The organism is Streptomyces lydicus (genome assembly GCF_004125265.1).
GTDB classification, from domain to species: Bacteria; Actinomycetota; Actinomycetes; order Streptomycetales; family Streptomycetaceae; genus Streptomyces; species Streptomyces lydicus_C.
In genome coordinates this window covers 6188981-6215372 of record NZ_RDTE01000003.1, presented here as the reverse complement: position 1 = coordinate 6215372, position 26392 = coordinate 6188981, and the positions used below count along the sequence as shown (strand labels likewise).

The following is a 26392-nucleotide window of genomic DNA, read 5'->3' as shown; positions in this document are numbered from 1 at the left end:
CGACGCGAGCACCGGCAGCATGTACCTCTCCGGCGAGCACCAGACCCTGGTCAAACTCCTGGTGGCGGGGCCGTTCGGGGTCGGCAAGACCACGCTCATCCGCGCGTTGTCCGAAACCCCGCCGCTGCACACCGAGGAGGTCATGACCCAGACCGGTGCGATCGTCGACGAGCTCGCCGGCGTCCGGGAGAAGACCACCACCACCGTCGCCATCGACTTCGGGCGGCTGACGCTGCCCGGCGACATGGTGCTGTACCTGTTCGGCACCCCCGGGCAGAAACGGTTCCGCCCGCTGTGGGAGGACATCGCCCGGGGCGCGCTGGGCGCCCTCGTCCTCGCCGACACCCGCCGCCTGGCGGACTCCTTCGAGGTGATGGACATCGTCGAGGAGGCCGGGCTGCGCTACGCGGTGGCGGTCAACACCTTCCCCGACGCGCCCCAGTACAGCGTCGAAAAGCTCCGCGAGGCGCTCGATCTGCACCCCGAGACGCCGCTGGTGATGTGCGACGCCCGCGACCGGGAGCAGTCCGTCGACGCGCTGATCTCGCTGGTCGGGCACGTCCTGGCCCACACCCCCGAGGAGAACCCGAACCCGTGACTTCCCCGCACCAGCCGGGAGCCGCACCGCCACCGGGCTGCCCGGCGCACGCCGCCGCCCCGTACCAGCAGGCGCCGGGCCGGCCCGACGCCCACACCCCGGTGAAGCTCTACGGACCGGACTTCGCCGCCGATCCGCACCGCGTCTACGACCGGTTGCGCCAGTTCGGTGCGCTGGCGCCGGTCGAGATCGCGCCGGAGGTGACCGCGATGCTGGTCACCGACTACCGGGCCGCCCTCGACCTGCTGCACGACGACGCCACCTGGTCCAAGGACTCCCGCGAGTGGATGACCACGGTCCCGCCGGACTCGCCGGTCATGCCGATGCTGATGTGGCGCCCCAACCTCTTCTACGCCGACGGTCCTGCGCACGTCCGCTACCGGGACGTGGTCGTCGACAGCTTCAAGCTCGTCGAGCCGCACGAGCTGCGCGCCCGCGTCCACCACGCGGCGGACTCCCTGATCCGGCGCTTCGGCGCGCACGGCGAGGTCGATCTGATCGCCGACTACGCGCGGCTGATCCCGCTGCTGATGTTCAACACCCTCTTCGGGATGCCGGATTCGTACAGCGACCGGCTCATCTCGGCGATCGGGGGCATGCTGGACGGCAACTCCCCCGAGGAGGCCGCGGCCGCCAACGAGGCCTACACCAGCTACATCATGGAGCTGGTCGGCAGGAAGAAGGCCGAGCGCGGGCCGGACCTGACCTCCTGGTTCATGGACCACCCCAACGCGCTCAACGACGAGGAACTGATCCACAACATCCTCCTCACGATGGGCGCGGGCCACGAACCGCTCGCCAACCTCATCGGCAACGCGCTGTCGCGGATGCTCTCCGACGACCGCTACTACCACACCCTCTCCGGCGGCGCGCTGACCGCGCACGACGCCATCAACGAGGTGCTGTGGAACGACCCGCCGCTGACCAACTACTCCGCGCACTTCCCGGTCCGTGACGTCTTCTTCCACGGCACCTGGGTGCGCAAGGGGCAGCTGGTGATGGTGTCGTACGCGGCCGCCAACAGCCAGTTCGACACCACCGCGCAGGCGGGCCCCGGTGCGGGCGGCGGCTCGCACCTGTCCTGGGCGGCAGGACCGCACGCCTGCCCCGTGAAGCGGCATGCGCTGCTGATCGCCACCACCGCGATCGAGCGGCTGACCGCCTGGCTCTCGGACATCGAACTCGCCGTGGACGCGAGCGAGTTGCAGTGGCGCAACGGCGCGTTCCACCGGGCCCTGGCCGCGCTCCCGGCCCGCTTCACCCCGATCACCCCCGACCAGGCAGGAGCCACTCCATGGCACAACAGGGACAGCAGCCCTACGTCATCGACCCGGTCGGAAGCGACATCCACGGAGAGGCCGCCCGTCTCCGCGCGCTAGGCCCGCTGGCGCGCACCGAGCTCCCCGGCGGCATCGAGGCCTGGTCGGTCACCAGCCACACCCTGCTCAAGCAGTTGCTGACCGACGACCGGGTCTCCAAGAACCCCCGGGAGCACTGGCCGCTGTGGCAGCGCGACGACATCCGCGGCAGCTGGCTGCAGTCGTGGATCGGCGTCACGAACATGTTCACCGCGTACGGCGCCGACCACCGGCGGCTGCGCAAGCTGATCGCCCCGGCGTTCACCGCCCGCCGCACCGACGCCATGCTCCCGCGCGTGGAGGCCATCACCGCGGCCCTCCTGGACGACCTGGCCGCGCACCCCGTGGGCGAGCCCGTGGACCTGCGCGCCCGCTTCAGCCATCCGCTGCCGATGCAGGTGATCTGCGAGCTGTTCGGCTTCCCTGAGGGCGAGCAGCGCGCCGAACTCGCCCGCCTCGTCTCGGCCATCATGGACACCACGGCCACCCCGGAGCAGGCCGCCGCCACCGGCGCGGCCGTCCATGCGCTGCTGTCGGGCCTGGTCGCCGCCAAGCGCGAGCACCCGGCCGACGACCTGACGAGCCTGCTGGTCTCCGCGCGGGACGACGAGGGCGAGCGGATGACCGAGCAGGAACTGCTCGACACCCTCCTGCTCGTCATCGGCGCCGGTCACGAGACCACTGTCGACCTCCTCGGCAACGCCGTGCACGCGCTGCTCACCCACCCCGGACAGCTCCAGCTGGTGCTGTCGGGCGAGGTCGGCTGGAACGAGGTGATCGAGGAGACGCTGCGCTGGGCCCCCAGCATCGCCGCGCTCCCGCTGCGCTTCGCCGTGGCGGACATCGAGATCCCGGACGGCCCCACCATCCGCAAGGGCGAGGCGATCCTCCCGGCGTACGCGGCGGCCGGGCGGGACGCCGCGTTCCACGGCGAGGGGGCCGACGGCTTCGACGTCCGGCGCACCCGCCAGGAGCACCTGGCGTTCGGCCACGGCGTCCACCACTGTCTGGGTGCCCCGCTGGCCCGTATGGAGGCGCGGATCGCGCTGCCGGCCCTCTTCGCCCGCTTCCCCGGGCTTCAACTTGCCGTGCCACCCGAGGAGTTGGCGCCGACGGACGGCTTCATCTCGGGCGGTCTGCGCAGCCTGCCGGTGCGTCTGACGCCGGCCTGAACCGCCCGGCCGCTGCCGGTCACCCCGACCCCGTCGCCCTGCTGTGGTGGCGGGGTCGTTCCGGTTCCCGTGCGGCCGTCGCGCCGCGGGCCGGTCACGTAGGGCCGGCCGTCCCGCCCCTCAGGACGGGGTGCGCGCCGCCGCCAGCAGCCGGTTGGTGTCGGCGGGGCGGAGCGTCAGGGCGCTGCCGACGGTGCTCAGCACCTCGCGCTCCGCGGGCGTGTAGGAGCCGTCCGCGAGCGCGATACGGGCACCCTGGAGGAGGATCGCTTCGCGGCCGGCGGGGGCGAGGTGCGGGGCGAGCGGTTCCAGCGCCTCGTGGAGCTCTATGGCCAGCGCGGTGCCGCACGGGTCCAGCCCCTGGGGTGCGCAGTGGCCGCCGGTCACCGCGTCGTAGGTGCCGGTGAGGCGGCCGGTGTCGGCGGCGAGGGCGGCGAGCAGGGTCAGCAGTTCGTCCTCGGAGCAGTCCGCGAAGCCGGCCGCGCGGACCGTGTCGACGGCGGTGTCACGGACGGCGCGGGAGGACGTGCCCCCGGCGGCCAGCAGGGCGAGGGTGACGGTGTGGACGGCGTCCCTGAGCATCGCGGAGAAGCGGACGGTGGTGGGGTGGTCGAGGGCGTCCGGGCCGAAGCGGCCGTGGCAGGCCGAGCACTCCAGGACCGGGCCGGTGGCGCCGCGGGGCACGAGCGGGACGCCGAGGACGGTGAGGCGGCGGTGGCCGGTCCGGCGGAGGTAGTTGCGGTCCCCGCCGCAGTCCGGACAGAAGAACTCGCCATCGGCGACGGTGCGCCAGGACGTGCGCACACCCATCACACACACCTTGTGCCTCACGTCAGCCCTCCGTAACTCCCCCGTAGCCCTCCGGGTACGGGTGGGGTCCCCGGGGAGTACCCCATGGCGCCCTCGCCGTATGGGACGTGATGTTAGCCACATACGTGATGCGGCGTCAGCACCTCGTACCGGACAACCGGCCGGACAACTGGCCGGATGACGGAGGCCTCTGCCCCCTTGCACGGGAGGGGCAGAGGCCTGAGGGCGCTGTGAACTGCGTGGCCGTCAGGAGGCGGGCGGCGGATGAGGCGGTCGCGGGTCCTGGTGGCGCCGCGGGCCGGGCTTGGCCGAAACGGTGAGGGTACGGCGGGATCCCACCGGGTTCCCCGTCACCCCATCGAGGTCATCAGGGCGCGGGTCACCTGGTGCGCCTGGTTGTCCAGGCCGCGGGCGTTGGGGTGGACGAAGGTGCAGGCCTCGCCGGAGCCGGGGATGGTCTTGCACAGTTCCGACGGGGTGTCGGTCTGGTCGCCGTCACCGGTGAGGTTGTCCCGGACGCCGTACATCCACTTCGCGTCGCCGCTCTTGCACACCCCGTGGTTCACGCTGGGCCCGTAGGTGTCGACGTAGAGCGCGGCGTGCTCCTCGGCGTGCCGGTGGAGCAGTCCGTTCAGTCGCTTTTCGAGGCCGTCCAGCCAGGGCATGTCGCCCTTCTTGACGCTGCCGAGCTGGTTCCAGTGCAGGAACGAACAGCCAGTGCCGTCCGGGACGATGGCGGGGTAGCCGACGACGGCGATCCTCGCCTGCGGTGCGCGCCGGTGGATCACCGTCATCATGCGGTCGAAGTCGGCGTCGAGCTGCGCGAACCGCTCCTCCAGCCAGCTCGCCCCCGCTCCGCCGGTGTAGTGGTCGGTGCAGGGCTTGGTCTGCAGGGGCTTGGTGATGCCCAGTTCGAGGCAGGTGCTGACGATGGACCCGAAGCCGAGGGAGTTGCCGCCGATGCCGACGGTGACGTAGTCGGTGCCGGGGGACAGCGCCTCCACCTGCGGGGGCAGGTCGGACCAGCCGCCCGGGGGCGGGACCGACGGCGGTCCGTAGATCTTGGCGGCCGGCTGGGGCCCCAGGACCCCGTCGACCACCTCGGCGGCCCCGCAGGTCGCATCCGTCAGGTGGAACCCCAGCTGACGGGCGACCTGGTGCGGGTAGTTGCGCGCGGAGCGGCCGCAGCCGTCGCCCTCCTCCCAGGGGCGGACGAACACCCCGGCGCTGTAGGAGTCGCCGAGCGCCACATACTCCGGCCGGTCCGCCGCCGCGCGGGCCGGTGCGCCCGAGGCCGCCGGGGCGAAGGCGGAGGCCACCACGGCCAGCGAGGCGGCCGCCGCCACGAGGAGCCGGGAGAGTGCGGGCATGCCGTGTCTGCTCATCTGCACGTCCTTGGTGTCCGGCGTCGTGGCCTGTCCGACGAGCGCCGGTCACCAAAAGTACTGACGCGTTTACTGAACGTGACACGGCGGGGGTTCAAACCCCACCTTCAGGTGGCGGGGTCGCACAACGGCGCCCCCGCCGCTCGGAGAGAGCGACGGGGGCGCGTGCGGGACGGTGCGACTGCCGGGTGCGGTCAGCGGCCCGCGCGGTTCACGGCGGAGACCACGGCCTTCAGCGAGGCACGCGTGGTGTTCGCGTCGATGCCGATGCCCCACAGCACCTTGTCGCCGATCGCGCACTCGATGTACGAGGCGGCCAGCGAGGAGGCGCCCTCGCTCATGGTGTGCTCCTGGTAGTCGAGCAGCCGCGCGTCGATGTCCATGCCCTGCAGCGCGTCGAAGAACGCGGAGATCGGGCCGTTGCCGGTGCCGACCAGCACGGTCTCCGCGCCGTCCACCTCGGCTTCGACGGTGAGGGTGTCGATGCCGTCCTTGTCGGTGGTGGTCTGGCCGTTCCTGACCTGGATGCGGCCCCACGGGTTGTGCGGGTTGGGCAGGTACTCGTCCTGGAAGGCGGACCAGATGGCGGTGGGGGTGACCTCGCCGCCCTCGGTGTCGGTCTTGTCCTGGATGATCCGGGAGAACTCGATCTGCATCCGGCGCGGCAGGTCCAGGTGGTGGTCGTTCTTCAGGACGTAGGCGATACCGCCCTTGCCGGACTGCGAGTTGACGCGGATGACCGCCTCGTAGGAGCGGCCGACGTCCTTGGGGTCGATGGGCAGGTACGGGACCGCCCACTCGATGTCGTCCACGGTCTTGCCGGCGGCGGTGGCCTCGGCCTCCATGGCGTCGAAGCCCTTCTTGATGGCGTCCTGGTGGGAGCCGGAGAAGGCGGTGTAGACCAGATCGCCCGCGTAGGGGTGGCGCGGGTGGATCTCCATCTGGTTGCAGTACTCGCTGGTGCGACGGATCTCGTCGATCTGCGAGAAGTCGATCTGCGGGTCGACGCCCTGGGAGAACAGGTTCATGCCCAGCGTCACCAGGTCGACATTGCCGGTGCGCTCGCCCTGGCCGAACAGGCAGCCCTCGATGCGGTCGGCGCCCGCCATGAGGGCCAGCTCGGCGGCGGCGACGGCGGTGCCCCGGTCGTTGTGCGGGTGCACGGACAGGCAGACGTGCTCACGCCGGGACAGGTGGCGCGCCATCCACTCGAAGCGGTCGGCGTGGGTGGACGGCGTCGAACGCTCCACGGTGGCGGGCAGGTTCAGAATGATCTCGCGGCCCTCTTCGGGCTGCCAGACGTCACAGACCGCCTCGCAGACCTCCAGCGCGAAGTCCAGCTCGGTGTCGGTGAAGATCTCCGGGCTGTACTGGTAGCCGAAGATCGTCTCGTCGCCCAGGATCTTGTCGGCGTACTCCATGACCAGCCGGGTGCCGTCCACGGCGATCTGCTTGACCTGCTCCTTCGAGCCGCGGAAGACGACCCGGCGGAAGGTGGGCGCGGTGGCGTTGTAGAGGTGCACGGTGGCCCGGTGGGCGCCGCGCAGCGACTCCACGGTGCGCTCGATCAGCTCCTCGCGGGCCTGCGTCAGGACGGAGATCGTCACGTCCTCGGGGATCGCGCCCTCTTCGATGATCGAGCGGACGAAGGCGAAGTCGGTCTCGCCGGACGACGGGAAGCCGACCTCGATCTCCTTGTAGCCCATGCGTACCAGCAGGTCGAACATCTCGCGCTTGCGGGCCGGCGACATCGGGTCGATCAGCGCCTGGTTGCCGTCCCGCAGGTCGGTCGACAGCCAGCGGGGCGCGGCGGTGATGCGCTTGTCGGGCCAGGTGCGGTCGGGGATGTCCACGGCCTCGTAGCGGCCGTACTTGTGGACCGGCATACCGGAGGGCCGCTGCAGCTGCGTCGCGTTGGTGACCGGGGTGGGCCGGCCGACGGGATGGCCTGCGGGGCTCGACGGATTCGTCATGGTGCGTGGGGCTCCTCGTGTGTCCGCTGGGGTTCCCCCTGCTCCTGGGGAGTCAGGGAGGGCCGACGGGGCGAAAAGATCGCAACACCGAACTCCGCGGGGAGGGGGTCGGCCTACGACTACAGGCCCTCACCGCGGCAGCTAAGGAGAAGCAGCCCGAAACGCATGATGCACAGCACCTTAGCCGAGGTCGGCCCTGGAGGGCGGTCGCGTATCAGTATGCGGGACCGGGCGGACTTTGTTCCCCAAATGCGACCAACCACACTTTTTCGGGAATCTTGGACGCGGGGAGTGACAGCCGCATCACACAGTGCCACCGTTTGTCCATGGACCTCAACGACGCACAGTCAGATCCCGCCACCGGCCACACCCCCGTCTTCTGCACGATCATCCCGCCGCACATCCTCGACAACCTGGCGCAGTCCGACGACCCGGAGCGGCACGAGCCCGCCCGCCGCACCCTGGAGCACGACCACGCACGGCGCACCGAGCGCCGCGAACTCGCCGCCCGCGGCGGGCTGACCCCGGGAGCGCCCGGCGCCTCCCCCGACAAGCCGAACCGCACCGTCTACGACGCCCGGCACACGGAGAACCTGCCCGGTCACAAGGTGCACGCGGAGAAGGACGGCCCCGCCAAGGACGCCTCCGTCAACCGCGCCCACGCCGGCCTCGGCGCCACCTTCGAGCTCTACCTCAAGATCTACGGCCGGAAGTCCATCGACGGCGCGGGCCTGCCGCTCAACGCCACCGTCCACTATGGCCAGAAGTACGACAACGCCTTCTGGGACGGCGAGCGGATGGTCTTCGGCGACGGCGACAACGACCTGTTCAAGGACTTCACCATCCCCGTCGACGTCATCGGCCACGAGCTCACCCACGGCGTCACCCAGTACACCGCCAACCTCACCTACGAGGGCCAGCCCGGTGCCCTCAACGAGTCCGTCTCGGATGTCTTCGGCGTGCTGATCAAGCAGTACGCCCTCGGCCAGACCGCCGACCAGGCCGACTGGCTGATCGGCGCCGACCTGCTCGGCCCGAACGTCACCGGCACCGCGCTGCGCTCGATGAAGGCCCCGGGCACCGCCTACGACGACGACGTCCTGGGCAAGGACCCGCAGCCCGCCACGATGAAGGGCTATGTCCGCACCACCGACGACAACGGCGGCGTCCACATCAACTCCGGTATCCCCAACCACGCCTTCTACCTGGTCGCCACCGCCCTCGGCGGCAAGGCCTGGGAGCGGGCGGGGCAGGTCTGGTACGACGTCCTGACCGGCGGCAAGCTCTCCGCCGACGCGCAGTTCGCCGACTTCGCCGCCCTCACCGTCAAGGCCGCCCAGGCCCGCTTCGGGGCCGGCGACGAGCACGAGGCCGTGGTCAAGGCCTGGACACAGGTCGGTGTGACCCCGAAGTAGCGGCGCCACGAGGTCCGCGGGGCGGGCGTCGCCGGCAGGCGCGCCCGCCCCGCGCACGGTTAGCGTGGCCGTACGGGGTAGAAGTCCGTCGGAGAACGTCGGAGGAGTCGTTATGCGCATTCACGTTCATCGCACCGGCGGTTTTGCGGGCGTCGACCGCCGCGCCGAGGTCGACACCTCGGGCCGCGCGGACGCCGAGGACTGGCAGGCCCTGGCCAAGGACGCCGTCGCCACCGGCCGCACCGAGCCCCCCGTCGGCGTGCCGGACGGCTTCAGCTACCAGATCACGGTCGACGGCCGGACGGTCTACTGCTCCGACCCCCGGCTCACGGACGACCAGCGCAAGCTGATCACCAAGGTGATGAAGGAAGGGGCTTAGCGGCCGGGGGCGCCGCCACCTGCCGGGGGGCGGTCTGTGCGGCGTCCCGGCTTCCTGCCGGGGACGGCCGGTGCGGCGTCCCGACTTCCTATCGGGGCGGGCCGGTGCGGCGCTCCAACTTCCCGTCGCCGCCCACCCCTTGACACCGTTACCGCCGGTTACAAAGATCCGGCGCATGACGACCGAACCGGTGCCCGCCCCGCTGCCCCGCTTCCCCCGTGACTTCGTGTGGGGGGTGTCCACATCCGCCGCGCAGATCGAGGGGGCGGTGGAGGAAGACGGGCGCGGGCGCTCCGTCTGGGATGTCTTCGCGGCGCGGGCCGGGCGGATCAAGGACGGGTCGGACGCCCGGGTGGCGACCGACCACTACCACCGGTACCGCGAGGACGTGGGGCTGCTCCGGGAGCTCGGGGTCGGGGCGTACCGGTTCTCGGTGGCCTGGCCACGGGTGGTGCCGGACGGGGACGGGGCGGTCAACGGCGCGGGGCTGGACTTCTACGACCGGCTGGTGGACGCGTTGCTGGCGGCGGGCGTCGCACCGGTGCCGACGCTCTTCCACTGGGACACCCCGCAGGCCCTCGAAGAGCGCGGCGGCTGGCTCCGGCGGGAGACCGCCGAGCGCTTCGCGGCGTATGCGGACGCGGTGGCGACGCGGCTCGGGGACCGGGTGGAGCGGTGGATCACGCTCAACGAGCCGGCCGAGGTGACCTTGCTGGGGTACGGGCTGGGACAGCATGCGCCGGGGCGGCAGCTGCTGTTCGACGCGCTGCCGGCCGCGCACCATCAACTGCTGGGCCACGGGCTGGCCGTACAGGCGCTGCGGGCCCGCGGGGCGCGGAGCATCGGGATCGCCAATTCCCACGGGCCGACCTGGACGGCGAGCGCGTCGGAGGCGGACACCGCGGCGGCCGGCCTCTACGACCTGCTGCTCAACCGGCTGTTCGCGGAGCCGGTGCTCCTGGGGCGGTACCCGGACGAGGAGCTGGCGGCGCTGTTGCCGGGGCCGGTCGCGGAGGACCTGAAGGTCATCGCGGAGCCGGTGGACTGGTACGGGATCAACTACTACCAGCCGACGCTGGTGGGCGCCCCGGGGACGGAGGCAGCCGCGGGGGCGGAAGGAGCCATGGGGACGGAGGGAGCCGCGAGGACGGAGGAGGCCGCGGAGGCAGCTGAGGCTACGGGGGCGGAAGACGCCGCGGGGACCGACTTCGGCGGGATCCGGCTGCCGCCCGAACTGCCCTTCGCTCCCCGGGAGATCGAGGGGTATCCGCGCACCGACTTCGGCTGGCCGGTGGTACCGGAGGCGCTGACCGAGCTGCTGGTGTCGTTCCGGGAGCGGTACGGGGACCGGCTGCCGCCCGTAGTGATCACCGAGAACGGGTGCTCGTACGAGGGGACCGAGGACCGGGAGCGGATCGCGTTCCTGGACGGGCATCTGCGAGCGCTGCATGCCGCGATGGCGGCCGGGGTGGACGTGCGGGGCTACTTCGTGTGGTCACTGATGGACAACTTCGAGTGGGCGGAGGGGTACGCCCGGCGGTTCGGGCTGGTGCACGTGGACTACGCGACGCTGGAGCGGACGCCCAAGGCCTCGTACCGCTGGCTGCAAGGCGTGCTGCGGGAGCAGGCCCGGGGATGAGCGGCCCGGCTCCCGAGGCGCTTGCGGAGCCGTCGCAGCGGGCCGGGCGGGCGTGGACCGCCGCGCTGTCGCTGGCCAACGGGGCGATCTGGGTCGGGTGGTACGGGCCGCTGCAGATCCTGCTGGCACTGCAGGCCGCCGAGCTCGCGCCGCCGGGGACGCCGAAGGAATCGGTGCTGGCGTGGGTGACGGGGGCGGGGGCCGTCGTCTCGATGGTGGCCAACCCGCTGTTCGGGGCGCTGTCGGACCGTACGGCCTCGCGGTTCGGGCGGCGTACGCCGTGGATCGCCGCGGGGGTCGCGGGCGGCGCCGGCGCGCTCGCCCTGCTGGCCGGGGCGCGCTCGGTGGCGGTGATGGTGCTGGGGTGGTGTCTGGTGCAGCTCACCCTCAATGCGGCCTTCGCGGCGATCACCGCGGCGGTGCCCGACCGGGTCCCGCGGCGGCAGCGCGGGGCGGTGGGCGGCTGGCTGGGTGCCGCGCAGATCCTGGGCGTGGTGGCCGGGACGGGCCTGGCGACGGTGGCAGGGGGCGTGGCGGCGGGAGGGGCGGACGCCGGAGGCGCGGTCGCGGAGGGCGTGACAGCGGGAGGGGTGGCCACGGGAGGAGTGTCCGCGGGCTATCTGGCCTGTGCCGGTTTCGTGGTGCTGGGCACCCTGCCCTATGTGCTGTGGCACCGGGACCCGGTGCTGCCGGCCGGGCGGCGCCCGGCGCTGAACCTGCGGGCGCTGGCCGCCGGGTTCTGGATCAGTCCGCGCCGCCATCCCGATCTGGGGTGGGCCTGGCTGACCCGCTTCCTGATCAACCTGGGCAACGCACTGGCCCTGCTGTACCTGCTGTATTACCTGCGCGATGTGCTGCACCACCCCGACCCTGGCGGCGGGGTGCTGATACTGACCGCGGTCAACGGCGTGACCCTGCTGGGCACGGTCGTCGTCGGCGGCTTCTGGTCGGACCGGGTCAGGCGGCGGCAGCCGTTCGTGCTGTGGTCCGGGGTGATCATGACGGTGGCGACCGGGCTGCTGGCCGGGTGGCAGACCTGGCCGGGCGCGCTGTGCGCCGCAGCACTGCTCGGGGTGGGGTTCGGCGTCTTCACCTCCGTCGACTTCGCACTGATGACACAGGTGCTGCCGGCCGCCGCGCACCGCGGCAAGGACATGGGCGTCATCAATATCGCCAACGCACTGCCACAGGTGGCCGCCCCCGCGCTGGCCGCGCCGATCGTCCATCACCTCGGCGGCTACCGGATGTTGTACGCGGTCGCGGCGGCGGTCGGGCTGGTGGGGGCGCTGCTGGTACGGCGGATACGGGGCGTGGCCTAGAGGCCGGCGCCCCGCGGAAAGGGCCTGCGGACCCGGCGTCGAAGGGAGACTGCGCGGCATCCCGGGGTGCGTGTTCACCGGCACTCGGCAGGGGACGGCGCGCCCGCGCGCCTATGGCGTGGAAGGCAGCGGCGGGACCACACAGAAAAACGCCGGTCGGCAGGTCCGACGACACCCTCGTGGACCCGGACCCGGACCCGGTCTCGGACCCGGACCCCGTCTCGGCTACACCCTGGCCGGCCGGGCTCAGAAGCCCAGTTTGCGCAGCTGCTTCGGGTCGCGCTGCCAGTCCTTGGCGACCTTGACGTGCAGATCCAGGAAGACCGGCGTGCCGAGCAGCGCCTCGATGTGCTTGCGGGACTTCATGCCGACCTCCTTCAGGCGCTTGCCCTTGGGGCCGATGATGATCCCCTTCTGGCTGGGGCGCTCGATGTAGACATTCGCGTGGATGTCGAGGAGGGGCTTGTCGGCGGGGCGGTCCTCGCGCGGCAGCATCTCCTCGACGACCACCGCGATGGAGTGCGGCAGTTCGTCGCGGACGCCCTCCAGCGCGGCCTCGCGGATCAGCTCGGCGACCATGACCTGCTCGGGCTCGTCGGTGAGATCACCCTCGGGGTAGAGCGGCGGGCTCTCCGGGAGCATCGGCACGAGCAGGTCCGCGAGGAGCGCCACCTGGCCGGCCCCTCGCCCGTCACCGCCCTTGTCCGAGGGGCTGCGCCCCGCCTCTTCCAATGCGACCGCCGAGACCGGGATGATCTCGGCCCACTCGATGCCCAGTTCCTTGCCGAGCTGGTCGATGGCGATCAGCTGGGCGGCCAGCGTCTTGGAGTCGACGAGGTCGGTCTTGGTGACGATGGCGACCTTGGGGGTCTTCTTGATGCCGGCCAGCTCCGCCGCGATATAGCGGTCGCCGGGGCCGATCTTCTGGTCGGCGGGCAGGCAGAAGCCGATCACGTCCACCTCGGACCAGGTGGTCCGCACGACGTCGTTCAGCCGCTCGCCGAGCAGCGTGCGCGGCTTGTGCAGACCGGGGGTGTCGACCAGGACCAGCTGCGCCTCGGGGCGGTGCACGATGCCGCGGACCGTGTGGCGGGTGGTCTGCGGGCGGTTGGAGGTGATGGCCACCTTCGTGCCGACGAGAGCGTTCGTGAGGGTGGACTTGCCCGCGTTGGGGCGGCCGACGAAGCAGGCGAAGCCGGCGCGGTGCGCGGCGGAGGACTCTGTACGAACGCTCATGGCGCCCATTCTCCCCGATGCCGGGCGCGACTCCGACCAAACGGCCGCGGCGGCCGGTACGCGGTGGCCCGCTGCGGCCGGTGAGCCGCAGCCGGTGGGCCACCCCCGCACGCCGTCCGCACGCCGTGCGTATGACACCCGTGGACCGTCCGCACGCCGTCCGTACGACACCCGTGCACCGTCCGGCCGTCCGTCCGTACGGCCCCCGCGCTCAGGCCGTTGCGTCGCCCGCCGGCACGGTGCTGCGCAGGGCGCCGTCCGGGCCGGCGACCAGGACGGGCGTCGCGGGCCCGCCGAGGTCCCGTACGGCCGCGCGGTCCGCGTCGGCGGCGCGCTCGGCGTCGGTGACCACGGCCGCGGCCTCCAGGGACGTGGCCCCGCTGGCGACGGCCATCGCCACGGCCGTCTGCAGCGCGCTGAGCTGCAGCGAGTCCAGGGCGACGGTGCCGGCGACATAGGTGCGGCCGGTCTCGTCGCGGACGGCGGCGCCCTCGGGCACGCCGTTACGGGCCCGCGCGGAGCGGGCAAGCGTGATGATCTTGCGGTCTTCCGGGTCCAGCGGTGCGGCTTCGCTCATACGGGCGAGCATATGCGGGGCCGCGGACGGCGGCGGGAAAGGGGGCGGCCGGTCCGGCGCCGCGGACGAGGTGTGCGCGGCGCCGCGGCGGACGAGAAGGGTGGCTGCCCCGGTCCCCCGCTCCGGGGCAGCCTGCGCGGGAAGATCTCTGTGACGATTTCTCTCACGCACGGCGGCCGCCCTACCGGCGACCGCCAGAAGATCTTTCCATGCGGCACACGGCATAATCCAGCCCCACCGGAAATGATTTCAAGAACATTTCCGGTGCACTGGAGATAAGTAACCTTGTGGAGTTCGGTGGCGAAGGTCATTCCCGCCACCACAAAGAATTACGCGGTGAATTCCTTATCCGTTCAGCCGGCCGAGCGGCCGCCCGCCCAGGGCTCCTCGGACGCGCTCGCACTCTCGCTGCGCACCGGCTCGCAGACCACCGTGATGATCTTGTTGCGGCGGCCGCCAGGGGACTCCGCGGTCAGCCGGAGCGCCTTCAGGCCCGGGTCGGACGCGTCCTCGGAGAGGTCGACCTCGGCGGTGGCGCCGGCGATGGGCACCCGGCCGAGGAGCTTGGCGAGCAGTCCGCCGACCGTTTCGACGTCCTCGTCGTCCAGCTCGGCCAGCCCGTACAGCTCGCCGAGGTCGCCGATGTCCAGCCGGGCGGTGACGCGATAGCGGCCGTCGCCGAGATCTTCGACGGGCGGCAGTTCCCGGTCGTATTCGTCGGTGATCTCGCCGACGATCTCTTCCAGGATGTCCTCGATGGTGACAATGCCGGCGGTGCCGCCGTATTCGTCGATGACCACCGCGACATGATTGCGGTCCTGCTGCATTTCGCGCAGCAGATCACCGGCATTCTTGGTGTCGGGGACGAAGACGGCGGGGCGCATGGCGGTGGAGACCAGCTCGTTCTCGGCGTCGCGGCTGATGTGGACCTTGCGAGCGAGGTCCTTGAGGTAGACCACGCCGACGACATCGTCCTCGTTCTCGCCGGTCACCGGGATGCGTGAGAAACCGGACCGCAGGGCCAGGGTGAGCGCCTGGCGGATGGTCTTGAAGCGCTCGACGGCGACCAGGTCCGTGCGCGGCACCATCACCTCACGGACGAGGGTGTCACCGAGCTGGAAGACGGAGTGCACCATCCGGCGCTCCTCGTCCTCGATCAGCGACTCCTTCTCCGCGAGGTCGACCAGCGAGCGCAGCTCGGCCTCGGAGGCGAACGGGCCCTTGCGGAAGCCCTTGCCCGGGGTGAGGGCGTTGCCGAGGAGGATCAGCAGCTGCGGGACGGGGCCCATGATGCGGGCCAGCGGCAGCAGCACATAGGCGGCGGCGGTCGCGGTGTTCAGCGGATGCTGGCGGCCGATGGTCCGCGGCGAGACGCCGACGGCGACATAGGAGACCAGCACCATCACGGCGATGGCGACGGTCAGCGCCTGCCACGTCTTGTCGAAGGAGCGCAGGCAGGCGTAGGTGACCAGGACACCGGCGGCCATCTCGCAGCCGACCCGCACCAGCAGGGCGACATTGAGGTAGCGGGTGGGGTCGGCGGCGACCGCGGCGAGCTTGGCGCTGCCGCGTCGCCCTGAGCGGACGGCTTCCTCGGCCCGGAAGCTGGTCGTCCGGGCCAGACCGGCCTCCGCGCAGGCGGCGAGCCAGGCGATCACGACGAGCAGGACCGCGACCGCGATCAGCTGGGTGGTCATCACGGCGTCCCGTCAGGTCACGGTGGGGGCCGGCGAGGGGCCGGTCAGGCCCTGCTCGGTCCGCCAGCCGTCGATGATCGCCGCCTGCAGGCCGAACATCTCGGCCTTCTCGTCCGGCTCTTCGTGGTCGTAGCCGAGGAGGTGGAGCACGCCGTGGACGGTGAGCAGCTGGAGCTCTTCGTCCATGCTGTGCCCGGTCGGGGCCTCCTCGCCCTGCTTCTTGGCGACCTCGGGGCACAGCACGATGTCGCCGAGCAGCCCCTGCGGGGGCTCCTCGTCGTCCTTCGCCGGCGGACGCAGCTCGTCCATCGGGAAGGACATCACATCGGTCGGGCCCGGCAGGTCCATCCACTGGAGATGGAGCTGTTCCATGGCCTCGGCGTCCACGACGATCACGGACAGCTCGGAGAGCGGGTGGATACGCATCCGGGCGACGGCGTAGCGGGCGACATCCAGGATGGCCTGCTCGTCGACGGCCGTGCCGGACTCGTTGTTGACGTCGATGGACATGGGGGAGTTGGTTCTCACTTCTGTGTGCCGGGCACGGGCCGGCCGGTGGTCCCGGCCGGCCCGCACTCACTTGCCGTTGCGGCTGTCGTACTTCTCGTAGGCGTCGACGATACGGCCGACCAGCTTGTGGCGGACCACGTCCTTACTGGTGAGCAGGGAGAAATGCACATCGTCGACGCCGTCCAGGATGTCCCGGACCTGGCGCAGACCGCTCTTGGTGCCGCCGGGGAGGTCGACCTGGGTGACATCGCCGGTGATGACGATCTTCGAGTCGAAGCCGAGGCGGGTGAGGAACATCTTCATCTGCTCAGGGTTCGTGTTCTGCGCCTCGTCGAGGATGATGAACGCGTCATTGAGCGTCCGGCCGCGCATATATGCCAGCGGAGCGACCTCGATCGTGCCCGCGGCCATCAGGCGCGGGATGGAGTCGGGGTCGAGCATGTCGTGCAGCGCGTCGTAGAGCGGGCGCAGATAGGGGTCGATCTTCTCGTAGAGGGTGCCGGGCAGGAAGCCGAGGCGTTCGCCGGCCTCGACCGCGGGGCGGGTCAGGATGATGCGGTTGACCTGCTTGGCCTGCAGCGCCTGTACGGCCTTCGCCATCGCGAGGTAGGTCTTGCCGGTGCCGGCCGGGCCGATGCCGAAGACCACGGTGTGCTCGTCGATGGCGTCGACATAGCGCTTCTGGTTGAGGGTCTTGGGCCGGATCGTGCGGCCGCGGTTGGACAGGATGTTCTGGGTGAGCACCTCGGCGGGTGTCTCGCTCACCGCTCCCTCGCCGTCCTCCGCCGCGCGCAGCATGGCGATGGAGCGTTCCACTGCGTCCTCCGTCATCGGTTGTCCGGTGCGGAGCACCAGCATCATCTCGTCGAAGAGGCGCTGGACGAGGGCGACCTCGGCGGCGTCGCCGACAGCGCTGACTTCGTTGCCCCGGACATGGATGTCGGTCGCCGGGAAGGCTTTTTCGATCACGCGCAGAAGGGAGTCTCCGGATCCCAGGACCGTGACCATCGGGTGTTTGGCCGGGACGGTGAACTGGGCGCGCGCCTGCGGTTGCGTTGGTGTCTGCGTCATGGGGCGGCTCGGTGGCCTGCTCAACCCCCATCCTTTGCTCGTAAGAGGTGCCTGCCTGCAATGACCTGCACTCGACTCCTTGGGATACAAGAGTACGACGGGGCACTGACAAGCCCGAGGCCTTTTCCTGCCGGGGAGGGGGTGGCCGGGAGGCTGCCGGGGGAGGCTGCGCCTGCTCTGCCGGGGCGGCCTCTCCGCTGCTGGGCGGCCGGTGGGAGTCCGGCGTCCGGCACGGGGGCCGCTCAGGCCGGGCGGCGGAAGCCGATCGTGGGGACGGCGCGGGCCAGCGGGGCGGGCCGGTAGGCCGCGGGCAGCACCTCGTCGAGGAAGGTGTACTGGCGGCGCAGCGCGCCCGGCGCGCCCGGCGCACCCGCCTCGTAAGCGCGCACCTGCTGCCACCAGCCGGCGATCTCGGCCCACCCCGGTGCGGACAGCGAGCCGCCGAACTCCTGGACGGACAGCGCGGCGCTCAGCCCCGCGAAGGAGAGCCGGTCGGCGAGCGGCCAGTCGGCGAGGGTGCCGGTGACGAAGCCGGCGACGAAGACATCGCCGGCGCCCGTGGGGTCCAGCGCCTCCACCGAGATGGCGGGCACCTCGGCGCTCTCACCGGTCCGCCCGTCCACCGCGTAGGCGCCCTCGGCACCCAGCGTGACCACCGCCAGCGGCACCAGGTCGGCGAGCTTGTGGGCGGCGTCGCGCGGGCAGTTGGTGCGGGTGTAGCGCATCGCCTCCTCCGCGTTGGGCAGGAACGCCTCGCAGTGTTCGAGGTCGGCGAGGTCGGCCGGGTCCCAGCGGCCGGTGTCGTCCCAGCCCACGTCCGCGAAGATGCGGCTGCCGCGGCCGGCCGCGCAGCCCAGCCAGCCCTCCCGGCGGCCCGGCACCAGCGAGGCGACGCAGGCGCGGGACGGCGGCGGGCAGCCCGGGGCGTGCTTGCCGTCGAAGGCGAAGTCGGGCGGCGGCGCCTCGTGACCGTGCGAGACCATCGTGCGCTCGCCCTCGTACGCCATGGAGACGGTCACCGGGGAGTGCCAGCCGGGGACGGTGCGGGACAGCGCCAGGTCGATGCCCTCGCCCTGTTCGAGCGCTTCCCAGCAGTACTCGCCGTAGTGGTCGTCGCCGAACGCGGCGGCCAGGGAGGTGCGCAGGCCGAGCCGGGCCAGTGCGGTGGCCATGTTGGCGACGCCGCCGGGGCTGGAGCCCATGCCGCGGGCCCACGATTCGGTGCCGCGGACGGGGGCGCTGTCCAGGCCGGTGAAGATGATGTCCAGGAAGACGGTGCCGGTGAGATAGACGTCGGTGTACGGATCGCCGTCGGCGCGCACCGCGGCGAGCGGATCGAGGGCCGGTGGCACTGCGGCCGGTCCCGCGGGCAAATGGTCATCGCGTCGGCTGCTCACCGTGCTCGCTCCTCTCGTATCGGCACGTGCCGCCAGTGTGCCTGATGCTGCGGTACGTTCCGCCCCATGAGGCTGACGATTCTGGGCGGGGGCGGCTTCCGGGTGCCGCTGGTCTACCGCGCGCTGCTGGACGACCCGGCGCACGCCGTCTCCGAGGTGGTGCTGCACGACACCGATACGCGCCGGGTGGCGGTGATCGCCGAGGTGCTGGCGCGGCTGGCGCGGGGGCATCCGGCGCCGGTGCCCGTACGGGTCGAGAACCGGCTGGACGACGCGCTGGCCGGGGCCGGCTTCGTCTTCTCGGCGATCCGGGTGGGCGGCACGGCGGGGCGGATCCGCGACGAGCGGATCCCGCTGTCCGAGGGGGTGCTCGGCCAGGAGACGGTCGGCGCCGGCGGGGTCCTCTACGGCCTGCGGACGGTCCCGGTGGCCCTGCACATCGCCGAGCGGATCGCGGCCCTCGCCCCGGCGGCGTGGGTCATCAACTTCACCAACCCGGCGGGCACGGTCACCGAGGCGATGTCCCAGGTGCTGGGCGACCGTGTCATCGGGATCTGCGATTCGCCGGTGGGGCTGGTGCGCCGGGCGGCACGGGCGGCCGGTGTGGACCCGGCGGCCTTCGACGTCACCGGCCGGGTCGGCTACGACTACGTGGGGCTCAACCACCTCGGCTGGCTGCGGTCGTTGACGCTGGACGGCACCGAGCTGCTGCCGGGGCTGCTCGCCGACGACGCCGCGCTGGGCTCCTTCGAGGAGGGCCGGCTCTTCGGCGCCGACTGGCTGCGGACCCTGGGCGCGCTGCCCAACGAGTATCTGCACTACTACTACTTCCGCCGCGAAACCCTCGGCTCCGTACGGGACACCGCCCAGACCCGCGGTGAATTCCTCGACCGGCAGCAGGGCGGCTTCTTCGAGCGGGCCGGGTCGGCCGGTGGCCCGGAGGGGGCGTACGAGCTGTGGGAGCGCACCCGGCTGGAGCGCGAGGAGACGTATATGGCGCACAGCAGGGAGGCCAGTGGCGGCTGGCAGCGCGACAGCCACGACCTGGAGGGCGGTGGCTACGACCGGGTGGCGCTGGCGTTGATGCACGCCATCCTGGGCGACAGCGGGACCCGGCTGATCCTCAACGTCCGCAACGGGACGACGGTGCCGCAGCTGGCGCCGGACGCGATCGTGGAGACGGTGTGCGAGGTGACGGCGCAGGGTGCCAGGCCGCTGCCGTGCGCGCCGCTGCCCGAGGACCAGTTGGGGCTGATGTTGCAGGTCAAGGCGGTGGAGCGGGCGACGGTGGAGGCGGCTGTCTACAAGGACAGGGACGCCGCGCTGCGGGCGCTGGCACTGCATCCGCTGGTGGACTCCCCCGCGGTGGCCGCCCGGATCCTGGAACGGGCGGCCAGGGAGGCGTGAGGAGGCGGCCAGGGAGGCGTGAGGGGGCGGAGGCCCGGAGCGGAACGCTCTCCGCGCTCCGCCGGAATACCCTCCGCCCGCGCCGCGTTGTGGCCCGCAAGGGGCGTCCGCAACCCTTACGGGATGCCGCCGCCCCTCCCCTTAATGGCCCCGCCTAATGGCCCCTGCGCCCCCGCCCGGCCCCAGTGCCCCCGCGCCCCCTCAGTGCCCCCGCTTGATCCACTCGTCCAGGTGCGGGGCCTCCGCCCCGATCGTCGTCGGGTCGCCGTGTCCGGTACGGACCTGGGTCGTGGGCGGCAGGGTCAGCAGCCGGTCCCTGATCGACGCCACGATCGTCGGGAAGTCCGAGAAGGACCGGCCGGTGGCGCCGGGGCCGCCCTGGAAAAGGGTGTCGCCCGTGAAGACGGTGCCCAGGTCGGGGGCGTAGAGGCAGACCGCGCCGGGCGCGTGGCCCGGGGTGTGCAGCACGGTCAGGTCCGTACCGGCGATGGTCAGCACCTGGCCGTCCGCCAGCTCCGCGTCCGGCGCGGTGTCCGCGTGGGTCATCTTCCACAACGGCAGGTCGGCGGGGTGCAGATGGATCCGGGCACCGGTACGGGAGGCCAGCGCCGGGGCCGCGTCGATGTGGTCGTCGTGCCCGTGGGTGCAGACGATCGCCCGCAGCGTCCGGCCGCCGAGGGCTTCGAGGATGGCGTCGGCGTCATGGGAGGCGTCGATGACGATCGCCTCGTCGTCGTCGCCGACGATCCATACGTTGTTGTCGACGTCCCAGGTGCCGCCGTCGAGCGAGAAGGTTCCGGAGGTGACCAGGTGGTCGATACGGGCCGCCATCAGAGCGTCACCACCGAACGCAGGACATCGCCCGACTCCATCCGCGCGAAGGCCTGCTCCACGTCCTCGATACCGATGGTCTCGGTGACGAACGCCCCCAGGTCGATCCGGCCCTGCAGATGCAGATCGACCAGCATCGGGAAGTCGCGGGAGGGCAGACAGTCGCCGTACCAGGAGGACTTGAGCGCGCCGCCGCGGCCGAAGACGTCCAGGAGGGGAAGTTCCAGGGTCATCTCCGGGGTGGGGACGCCGACCAGGACGACGGTCCCGGCCAGATCGCGGGCGTAGAACGCCTGCCGGTAGGTCTCGGGGCGGCCGACCGCGTCGATCACGACATCCGCGCCGAAGCCGCCGGTCAGTTCGCGGATCGCCTCGACGGGGTCGGTGGTACGGGAGTTGACCGTGTGGGTGGCGCCCATGGAGCGCGCGGTCTCCAGCTTCCGGTCGTCGATGTCCACGGCGATGACCGTGACCGCACCGGCCAGCCGCGCGCCCACCACGGCCGCATTGCCGACGCCGCCGCAGCCGATGACCGCGACCGAGTCGCCCCGCCCGACGCCACCGGTGTTGATCGCGGCGCCGATGCCCGCCATCACCCCGCAGCCCAGCAGCCCGGCCGCCTCGGGCGCCACCCGGGGGTCGACCTTGGTGCACTGTCCGGCGGCGACCAGCGTCTTGTCGGCGAAGGCGCCGATGCCCAGCGCCGGGGTCAGCTCGGTGCCGTCCTTCAGCGTCATCTTCTGACGGGCGTTGTGGGTGTCGAAGCAGTACTGGGGGCGGCCCCGCAGACAGGCGCGGCACTGGCCGCACACCGCCCGCCAGTTCAGGACGACGAAGTCCCCCGGCGCCACATCGGTGACCCCGGCGCCGACCGACTCCACCACGCCGGCGGCCTCGTGCCCGAGCAGGAACGGGAAGTCGTCGTTGATGCCGCCCTGCTTGTAGTGCAGATCGGTGTGGCACACCCCGCACGTCCGGATCTTCACCACGGCCTCGCCGGGGCCCGGATCCGGCACCAGGATGGTCTCCAGTCGGACCGGTTCGTTCTTCCCCGGCGCAATCACGCCGCGCACTTCCTGTGCCATCGGGACAGCCCCTTTCAAAGATCACGTACGGGACCACTGTGGCGCACCGCCACCGATCCGTGCCTCACCGTACGCGTGCCGGGCCACCGGGCACAGGACCACGGCCGGGTCCGTGATCTCCCATGAGCCTTTGCCAAGGGTTGAATCTTCGCGCGTAGAGACCGACTTGAGGCTCTGTTAGACCTACGAAGTCCACTGATGTCTCCCAAGGAGCCGCGCATGCCCCGCCCCGCCCGTTTCCGCCCCGCCCTCACCCGGAGAGCCCGGCTCGGCGCCGCGACGGTCGCCGCACTCGTCACCGGCACCGCGGTCTTCGGCATAGGCCAGGCCACCGCCGAGCACTCCGTGCCGCGCACCGACAAGGAGATCCCCAACCTCACGCAGGTGCAGGACAAGATCAAGGCGTACTACGGCGACACGGTGACGGCGGACGGCGAGCACCACGCCTCCCCGCACAGCAACTACGCCCGCCAGGTCCGCGGCATCGAGGCCGAGGCCCGCGGCTACCTGTCCAAGGCCCTTGCGCAGCACGGCCGGACGGGCAAGCAGGGCAAGCAGCCCAAGCCCGCCATCGTCCTCGACATGGACGACACCACTCTGCTCACCTACAACTACGAGCTGCAGGTCGGCTTCCACTACACCGAGGAGAGCCAGGACACGTACCTGGCCCACCACGACATGGCCCCGGTCTTCGGCATGAACCGGCTCGTCAACTGGGCGCACGCCAAGGGCGCCGAGGTGTTCTTCCTGACCGGCCGCAAGGAGGCGCAGCGCGACTGGAGCGTGCGCAACCTCAAGAAGGTCGGCTACGACGTGCCGCTGGACGCCGGGCACGTCTACCTGAAGAACAAGGAGCACCCGCCGGCCTACCTGCCCTGCGGCGCCACCTGCACGACCGTCGAGTACAAGTCGGGCACCCGCAAGCACATCGAGTCCCTGGGCTACCACGTCGTCGCCAACTTCGGTGACCAGTACAGCGATCTGAACGGCGGCGCCGGGGACCGGACGTTCAAGCTGCCGAACCCGATGTACTTCCTGCCGTAGGCAGGGGCGCACGCCCGGCGGGGGCGCGGGGCACGCCCGTGGAAACACGGGGTGCGCCCGGCGGGGCGCGGCGCACGCTCCCCCGCGGCACGGCGCACGCCCGGCGGACGGACCTCCGCCGGGCGTTCAGCGCCGCTTGGGCACCGGCACCCGCATCAGGTCCTTGGCGATGGTCAGCTCGCCCGTGAAGCCCGCCGCGCGGGCCTGCCGCTCGAACTCGGCGGGGTCGTCGTAACGCTGCGAGAAGTGCGTCAGCACGAGGTGCCGCACCCCCGCCGACGCCGCGACCCGCGCCGCCTGCCCGGCGGTCAGGTGCCCGTGGTCGGTGGCCAGCTGGACGTCCTCGTCGAGGAACGTCGACTCGATCACCAGCATGTCCGCCCCCTCGGCGAGCGCATGGACGCCGTCGCACAGCCGGGTGTCCATGACGAACGCGAAGCGCTGGCCGGGGCGCCGCTCGCTCACCTCGTCGAGGGTGACGCCGTTCAGCTCGCCGAGCCGCCGCAGGCGCCCGACGTCCGGTCCGGCGATGCCGTGCGCCGCCAGCCGCTCCGGCAGCATCCGGCGCGCGTCCGGTTCGATGAGCCGGTAGCCGTACGACTCGACCGGGTGCGAGAGCTTGCGCGCCTCCAGGACGTACGCCGCCGAGCGCTCCAGCTCACCGTCCACGGCCACCGGCCGCTGGACCAGCCGGACCGTCTCCCGGTACGCGGTGGCATAGCGCAGCCGGTCGAAGAAGTGCTCGCCGCTCGCCGGGTAGTGGGCGGTGACCGGGTGCGGCACCCGGTCGAGATTGATCCGCTGGATCACCCCGGCCAGGCCGAGCGAGTGGTCGCCGTGGAAGTGCGTGACGCAGATCCGGTGGAGGTCGTGGGCGGCGACCCCGGCGCGCAGCATCTGCCGCTGCGTTCCCTCGCCGGGGTCGAAGAGCAGCCCCTGGCCGTCCCAGCGCAGCAGATAGCCGTTGTGGTTACGGTGCCGCGTGGGGACCTGGCTCGCGGTCCCGAGGACCACCAATTCACGTACGGACACGGTGCGTTATCCGGGGGGCCACTGCAGGCCGCGGCCGCCGAGCACGTGCAGGTGGGCGTGGAAGACGGTCTGGCCCGCTCCGGCGCCGGTGTTGAAGACGACCCGGTAGCCCCGGTCCTCGACCTTGTCCTCGGCGGCGACCTCGCGGGACTCGGCCAGTATGTCGGCGATGATCTGCGGTTTGGCGGCGGCCAGGCTCGCCGCGTCCGGGTAGTGCACCTTGGGGATCACCAGGACGTGGGTGGGCGCCTGGGGGTTGATGTCGCGGAACGCGACGGTGGTGTCGGTCTCCCGGACGATCGTCGCCGGAACCTCCTTCGCCACGATCTTGCAGAACAGGCAGTCGGCCTGCGGTTCTCCCGCCACCGGTGGCTCCTCCCGGGTCATCCGTCCTGCGCACGGTGCGCACGGCCTCGGATGCTACCGGGCGGGCCGTACCCGGGTGCCCACCCCACCCCACGCCGCGCGGTCCCCGCCTGCCGGGCCGCACACCGCACGGGAGCGCCCGTCCCCCTGAAGGGCCCGGCCCGGGGGTCGCGCCTGCCGATCGGGGAGACACCCCCTAGCTCCAGCGCCCCGTGCGCCCCAGCAGCAGCGCCGTGGCCGCGGTGCCCGCCGTGGAGGTGCGCAGCACGGTCGTCCCCAGGCGGTAGGGCCCGGCGCCCGCCTCGGCGAAGAGGGTCAGTTCCTCCGGGGAGACGCCGCCCTCCGGCCCGACGACGAGCACGATCCGGCCCTCGGCGGGGAGTTCGGCGGTGGCGAGCGGGGAGCTGCCCTCCTCGTGGAGGACGGCGGCGAAGTCGGCGTCGGCGAGCAGGGTGGCCACCTGCTTGGTCGTCAGCGGGTCCGCGACCTCGGGGAAGGTCAGCCGACGTGACTGCTTGCCCGCCTCACGGGCCGTGGCGCGCCATTTGCCCAGCGATTTGGCGGCCCGCTCGCCCTTCCACTGGGTGACGCAACGCGCCGCCGCCCAGGGCACGATGGCGTCCACACCGGTCTCGGTCATCGTCTCGACGGCCAGCTCGCCGCGGTCGCCCTTGGGGAGCGCCTGGACGACGGTGATGGTGGGCTCCGGCAACGCCTCGGTGCGCAGTTCGGCGACCGCGACGGTGAGCCGGTCCTTGCCCTCGACGGCGGCGACCGTGCCGTGCGCGCCGGTGCCGTGGCCGTCCGTCAGGACGACCTCCTCACCGGCCCGCAGCCGGCGCACCGACACCGCGTGCCGGCCCTCGGGACCGTCCAGGGTCAGCGTGCCGCCGGCCCGTACGTCCGCGAGCGAATCGACGAGGAACACCGGAGCGGTCATGCGGCACCGCCGGAGCGCGGGCGGCTCAACGCGGCGCGCGCCGCGTCCAGTTCGACCGCCAGTACGTCCACGAGCCGCGCGGCGGGCAGCTCCCGCGCCAGCCGGTGCCCCTGCCCCGCCCACAGGTTCATGCCCTGCGCGTCGCCCGCCTTGGCCGCGGCCTTGCGCACCGTGGAGGTGAGGTAGTGGACGGCGGGGTAGGCGGCCGGGGCGTACGGGCCGTGCTCACGCAGGAAGCGGTTGACCAGCCCGCGGGCGGGCCGCCCGGAGAACGCCCGGGTCAGCTCCGTGTGTGTGAACAGCGGGTTGGTCAGCGCCTGCTTGTGCAGCGGGTTGGCACCCGATTCGGGGGTGGCGAGGAAGGCGGTGCCCAGCTGCGCCATGCTCGCCCCGGCGGCCAGCACCGCCGCGATCTGCGCCCCGCGCATCAGCCCGCCCGCGGCGATCACCGGGATCTGCACGGCCTCCCTGACCTGGCCGAGCAGCGCCAGCAGCCCCAGCCCGGAGCCGGTCCCGTCCGCATGCGGATCGTCCCGGTGAGTGCCCTGGTGGCCGCCGGCCTCCACGCCCTGCACACACACCGCGTCGGCACCCGACCACTGGGCGGCCTGCGCCTCGGCGGCGGTGGTGACCGTGACGACCGTGTACGTGCCGACCGCGGCGAACGAGTCGAGGACGGCGCGCGAGGGGCAGCCGAAGGTGAAGGACACCACCGGCACCGGGTCGTCCCGCAGGATCGCGAGCTTGGCCTCGTAGCCGTCGTCGATGGGCCCGTCGGTGTCACCGAGCTCGGTCTCGTACCAGGTGGCCTCGCCCGCGAGTTGTTCGCGGTAGACCTCCACGACGGAGCCGTCGGCCAGCGAGGGCTGCGGCATGAAGAGGTTGACGCCGAAGGGCCGGTCGGTCAGCGACCGCAGCTGTTTGATCTCCTGGTACATGCCGTCGGCGGTCTTGTAGCCGGCGGCGAGGAAGCCGAGACCGCCGGCGCCGCAGACGGCGGCGGCCAGCTCGGGTCCGGAGCCGCCTCCCGCCATCGGGGCCTGCACGATCGGATGGCGGCAGAGATCGGTCAGTGCGGTGGGCATGAGCACATCGTGTCACGCCCACCGCGCCGGTCCGAACCGGGGCGGAGGCCGCCGTGCCGCCGGCCG

Annotated in this window: 24 protein-coding genes; 9 read left to right on the top strand and 15 right to left on the bottom strand. The window is 71.9% G+C overall.

Annotated elements, in window-relative coordinates:
• Positions 1 to 19: 19 nt before the first annotated feature.
• The 3 genes from D9V36_RS29850 to D9V36_RS29840 are packed head-to-tail and all read left to right on the top strand — an operon-like array spanning position 20 to position 3128.
• A complete protein-coding gene (locus D9V36_RS29850; RefSeq protein ID WP_129298778.1) occupies positions 20 to 598 on the top strand; it encodes a GTP-binding protein in 579 nt (192 codons plus the stop codon).
• Positions 595 to 1977, top strand: a complete 1383-nt coding sequence (locus D9V36_RS29845) for a cytochrome P450 (RefSeq protein ID WP_129296480.1) — start codon at positions 595 to 597, stop codon at positions 1975 to 1977. Before D9V36_RS29850 ends, D9V36_RS29845 begins: the two co-directional genes overlap by 4 nt.
• Positions 1893 to 3128, top strand: coding sequence for a cytochrome P450 family protein (locus D9V36_RS29840; protein WP_129296479.1), 1236 nt, complete (start codon positions 1893 to 1895; stop codon positions 3126 to 3128). Before D9V36_RS29845 ends, D9V36_RS29840 begins: the two co-directional genes overlap by 85 nt.
• Positions 3129 to 3248: 120 nt before the next feature.
• On the opposite strand, the gene D9V36_RS29835 is transcribed toward D9V36_RS29840, so the two are convergent.
• The 3 genes from D9V36_RS29835 to leuA all read right to left on the bottom strand — a co-directional run bounded on the left by D9V36_RS29835 (position 3249) and on the right by leuA (position 7296).
• Positions 3249 to 3938 (bottom strand): TerB family tellurite resistance protein, encoded by a 690-nt coding sequence (locus D9V36_RS29835; protein ID WP_129296478.1) that lies wholly within the window; start codon positions 3936 to 3938, stop codon positions 3249 to 3251.
• Positions 3939 to 4288: 350 nt separating this feature from the next.
• Complete coding sequence (locus D9V36_RS29830) at positions 4289 to 5323, bottom strand: SGNH/GDSL hydrolase family protein (RefSeq protein WP_241721101.1); 1035 nt, start codon at positions 5321 to 5323, stop codon at positions 4289 to 4291.
• 194 nt (positions 5324 to 5517) lie between these two features.
• Positions 5518 to 7296, bottom strand: a complete 1779-nt coding sequence (leuA, locus tag D9V36_RS29825; RefSeq protein ID WP_129296477.1) for a 2-isopropylmalate synthase — start codon at positions 7294 to 7296, stop codon at positions 5518 to 5520.
• A gap of 326 nt (positions 7297 to 7622) precedes the next feature.
• Between leuA and D9V36_RS29820 the strand changes: the two genes are divergently transcribed.
• From D9V36_RS29820 to D9V36_RS29805, 4 genes are all read left to right on the top strand, one after another.
• The gene (locus D9V36_RS29820; RefSeq protein ID WP_129296476.1) at positions 7623 to 8711 is read left to right on the top strand and encodes a M4 family metallopeptidase; all 1089 of its coding nucleotides are present in this window, start codon (positions 7623 to 7625) and stop codon (positions 8709 to 8711) included.
• Positions 8712 to 8823: 112 nt separating this feature from the next.
• The gene (locus D9V36_RS29815) at positions 8824 to 9090 is read left to right on the top strand and encodes a protealysin inhibitor emfourin (RefSeq protein ID WP_129296475.1); all 267 of its coding nucleotides are present in this window, start codon (positions 8824 to 8826) and stop codon (positions 9088 to 9090) included.
• Positions 9091 to 9265: 175 nt separating this feature from the next.
• The gene (locus D9V36_RS29810) at positions 9266 to 10729 is read left to right on the top strand and encodes a glycoside hydrolase family 1 protein (protein WP_129296474.1); all 1464 of its coding nucleotides are present in this window, start codon (positions 9266 to 9268) and stop codon (positions 10727 to 10729) included.
• Complete coding sequence (locus tag D9V36_RS29805) at positions 10726 to 12048, top strand: MFS transporter (RefSeq protein WP_129296473.1); 1323 nt, start codon at positions 10726 to 10728, stop codon at positions 12046 to 12048. Before D9V36_RS29810 ends, D9V36_RS29805 begins: the two co-directional genes overlap by 4 nt.
• Before the next feature lie 246 nt (positions 12049 to 12294).
• Here the strand turns inward: D9V36_RS29805 and D9V36_RS29800 are convergent, their stop codons facing one another.
• From D9V36_RS29800 to D9V36_RS29775, 6 genes are all read right to left on the bottom strand, one after another.
• Positions 12295 to 13293 carry a GTPase Era gene (locus D9V36_RS29800; RefSeq protein WP_431357707.1) on the bottom strand — a complete coding sequence of 333 codons (999 nt, stop codon included), beginning with the start codon at positions 13291 to 13293 and terminating at the stop codon, positions 12295 to 12297.
• Positions 13294 to 13495: 202 nt separating this feature from the next.
• On the bottom strand, positions 13496 to 13861 hold the full coding sequence (locus D9V36_RS29795; protein ID WP_129296471.1) for a cytidine deaminase: 366 nt from the start codon (positions 13859 to 13861) through the stop codon (positions 13496 to 13498).
• A gap of 353 nt (positions 13862 to 14214) precedes the next feature.
• Positions 14215 to 15558: a hemolysin family protein gene (locus tag D9V36_RS29790; protein WP_129296470.1), complete on the bottom strand. Its 1344-nt coding sequence runs from the start codon at positions 15556 to 15558 to the stop codon at positions 14215 to 14217.
• A 12-nt stretch (positions 15559 to 15570) separates the two neighbouring features.
• Positions 15571 to 16068: an rRNA maturation RNase YbeY gene (gene ybeY / locus D9V36_RS29785; protein WP_088797596.1), complete on the bottom strand. Its 498-nt coding sequence runs from the start codon at positions 16066 to 16068 to the stop codon at positions 15571 to 15573.
• 66 nt (positions 16069 to 16134) lie between these two features.
• A complete protein-coding gene (locus D9V36_RS29780; RefSeq protein ID WP_129296469.1) occupies positions 16135 to 17139 on the bottom strand; it encodes a PhoH family protein in 1005 nt (334 codons plus the stop codon).
• A gap of 242 nt (positions 17140 to 17381) precedes the next feature.
• Entirely contained in the window at positions 17382 to 18536 is a 1155-nt protein-coding gene (locus D9V36_RS29775; protein WP_129296468.1) for a carbohydrate kinase family protein, read from the bottom strand.
• Positions 18537 to 18602: 66 nt separating this feature from the next.
• On the opposite strand from D9V36_RS29775, the gene D9V36_RS29770 reads away from it, so the two are divergent.
• Entirely contained in the window at positions 18603 to 19943 is a 1341-nt protein-coding gene (locus D9V36_RS29770) for a 6-phospho-beta-glucosidase (protein WP_129296467.1), read from the top strand.
• Positions 19944 to 20144: 201 nt separating this feature from the next.
• Here D9V36_RS29770 and D9V36_RS29765 read toward each other — a convergent pair whose 3' ends face one another.
• Positions 20145 to 20774: an MBL fold metallo-hydrolase gene (locus D9V36_RS29765; RefSeq protein WP_129296466.1), complete on the bottom strand. Its 630-nt coding sequence runs from the start codon at positions 20772 to 20774 to the stop codon at positions 20145 to 20147.
• Entirely contained in the window at positions 20774 to 21859 is a 1086-nt protein-coding gene (locus D9V36_RS29760) for an S-(hydroxymethyl)mycothiol dehydrogenase (RefSeq protein ID WP_129296465.1), read from the bottom strand. The genes D9V36_RS29765 and D9V36_RS29760 overlap by 1 nt, the downstream gene beginning before the upstream one ends.
• 219 nt (positions 21860 to 22078) lie before the next feature.
• On the opposite strand from D9V36_RS29760, the gene D9V36_RS29755 reads away from it, so the two are divergent.
• Positions 22079 to 22903 carry an HAD family acid phosphatase gene (locus tag D9V36_RS29755; RefSeq protein WP_129296464.1) on the top strand — a complete coding sequence of 275 codons (825 nt, stop codon included), beginning with the start codon at positions 22079 to 22081 and terminating at the stop codon, positions 22901 to 22903.
• A gap of 126 nt (positions 22904 to 23029) precedes the next feature.
• On the opposite strand, the gene D9V36_RS29750 is transcribed toward D9V36_RS29755, so the two are convergent.
• The 4 genes from D9V36_RS29750 to D9V36_RS29735 all read right to left on the bottom strand — a co-directional run bounded on the left by D9V36_RS29750 (position 23030) and on the right by D9V36_RS29735 (position 26326).
• Positions 23030 to 23935 (bottom strand): ribonuclease Z, encoded by a 906-nt coding sequence (locus D9V36_RS29750; RefSeq protein ID WP_129296463.1) that lies wholly within the window; start codon positions 23933 to 23935, stop codon positions 23030 to 23032.
• A gap of 6 nt (positions 23936 to 23941) precedes the next feature.
• Positions 23942 to 24301 (bottom strand): histidine triad nucleotide-binding protein, encoded by a 360-nt coding sequence (locus tag D9V36_RS29745; RefSeq protein ID WP_129296462.1) that lies wholly within the window; start codon positions 24299 to 24301, stop codon positions 23942 to 23944.
• A gap of 196 nt (positions 24302 to 24497) precedes the next feature.
• Entirely contained in the window at positions 24498 to 25241 is a 744-nt protein-coding gene (locus D9V36_RS29740; protein ID WP_129296461.1) for a 16S rRNA (uracil(1498)-N(3))-methyltransferase, read from the bottom strand.
• Positions 25238 to 26326, bottom strand: a complete 1089-nt coding sequence (locus D9V36_RS29735) for a nitronate monooxygenase (protein ID WP_129296460.1) — start codon at positions 26324 to 26326, stop codon at positions 25238 to 25240. The genes D9V36_RS29740 and D9V36_RS29735 overlap by 4 nt, the downstream gene beginning before the upstream one ends.
• Between the last annotated feature and the right edge of the window lie 66 nt (positions 26327 to 26392).

Coding starts and splice junctions, on each gene's coding strand:
- D9V36_RS29850 (WP_129298778.1), top strand. CDS start 20: ATGTACCTCTCCGGCGAGCACCAGACCCTGGTCAAACTCCTGGTGGCG.
- D9V36_RS29840 (WP_129296479.1), top strand. CDS start 1,893: ATGGCACAACAGGGACAGCAGCCCTACGTCATCGACCCGGTCGGAAGC.
- D9V36_RS29835 (WP_129296478.1), bottom strand. CDS start 3,938: ATGGGTGTGCGCACGTCCTGGCGCACCGTCGCCGATGGCGAGTTCTTC.
- D9V36_RS29830 (WP_241721101.1), bottom strand. CDS start 5,323: ATGAGCAGACACGGCATGCCCGCACTCTCCCGGCTCCTCGTGGCGGCG.
- leuA (WP_129296477.1), bottom strand. CDS start 7,296: ATGACGAATCCGTCGAGCCCCGCAGGCCATCCCGTCGGCCGGCCCACC.
- D9V36_RS29820 (WP_129296476.1), top strand. CDS start 7,623: ATGGACCTCAACGACGCACAGTCAGATCCCGCCACCGGCCACACCCCC.
- D9V36_RS29815 (WP_129296475.1), top strand. CDS start 8,824: ATGCGCATTCACGTTCATCGCACCGGCGGTTTTGCGGGCGTCGACCGC.
- D9V36_RS29810 (WP_129296474.1), top strand. CDS start 9,266: ATGACGACCGAACCGGTGCCCGCCCCGCTGCCCCGCTTCCCCCGTGAC.
- D9V36_RS29805 (WP_129296473.1), top strand. CDS start 10,726: ATGAGCGGCCCGGCTCCCGAGGCGCTTGCGGAGCCGTCGCAGCGGGCC.
- D9V36_RS29800 (WP_431357707.1), bottom strand. CDS start 13,293: ATGGGCGCCATGAGCGTTCGTACAGAGTCCTCCGCCGCGCACCGCGCC.
- D9V36_RS29795 (WP_129296471.1), bottom strand. CDS start 13,861: ATGAGCGAAGCCGCACCGCTGGACCCGGAAGACCGCAAGATCATCACG.
- D9V36_RS29790 (WP_129296470.1), bottom strand. CDS start 15,558: ATGACCACCCAGCTGATCGCGGTCGCGGTCCTGCTCGTCGTGATCGCC.
- ybeY (WP_088797596.1), bottom strand. CDS start 16,068: ATGTCCATCGACGTCAACAACGAGTCCGGCACGGCCGTCGACGAGCAG.
- D9V36_RS29780 (WP_129296469.1), bottom strand. CDS start 17,139: ATGACGCAGACACCAACGCAACCGCAGGCGCGCGCCCAGTTCACCGTC.
- D9V36_RS29770 (WP_129296467.1), top strand. CDS start 18,603: ATGAGGCTGACGATTCTGGGCGGGGGCGGCTTCCGGGTGCCGCTGGTC.
- D9V36_RS29765 (WP_129296466.1), bottom strand. CDS start 20,774: ATGGCGGCCCGTATCGACCACCTGGTCACCTCCGGAACCTTCTCGCTC.
- D9V36_RS29760 (WP_129296465.1), bottom strand. CDS start 21,859: ATGGCACAGGAAGTGCGCGGCGTGATTGCGCCGGGGAAGAACGAACCG.
- D9V36_RS29755 (WP_129296464.1), top strand. CDS start 22,079: ATGCCCCGCCCCGCCCGTTTCCGCCCCGCCCTCACCCGGAGAGCCCGG.
- D9V36_RS29740 (WP_129296461.1), bottom strand. CDS start 25,241: ATGACCGCTCCGGTGTTCCTCGTCGATTCGCTCGCGGACGTACGGGCC.
- D9V36_RS29735 (WP_129296460.1), bottom strand. CDS start 26,326: ATGCCCACCGCACTGACCGATCTCTGCCGCCATCCGATCGTGCAGGCC.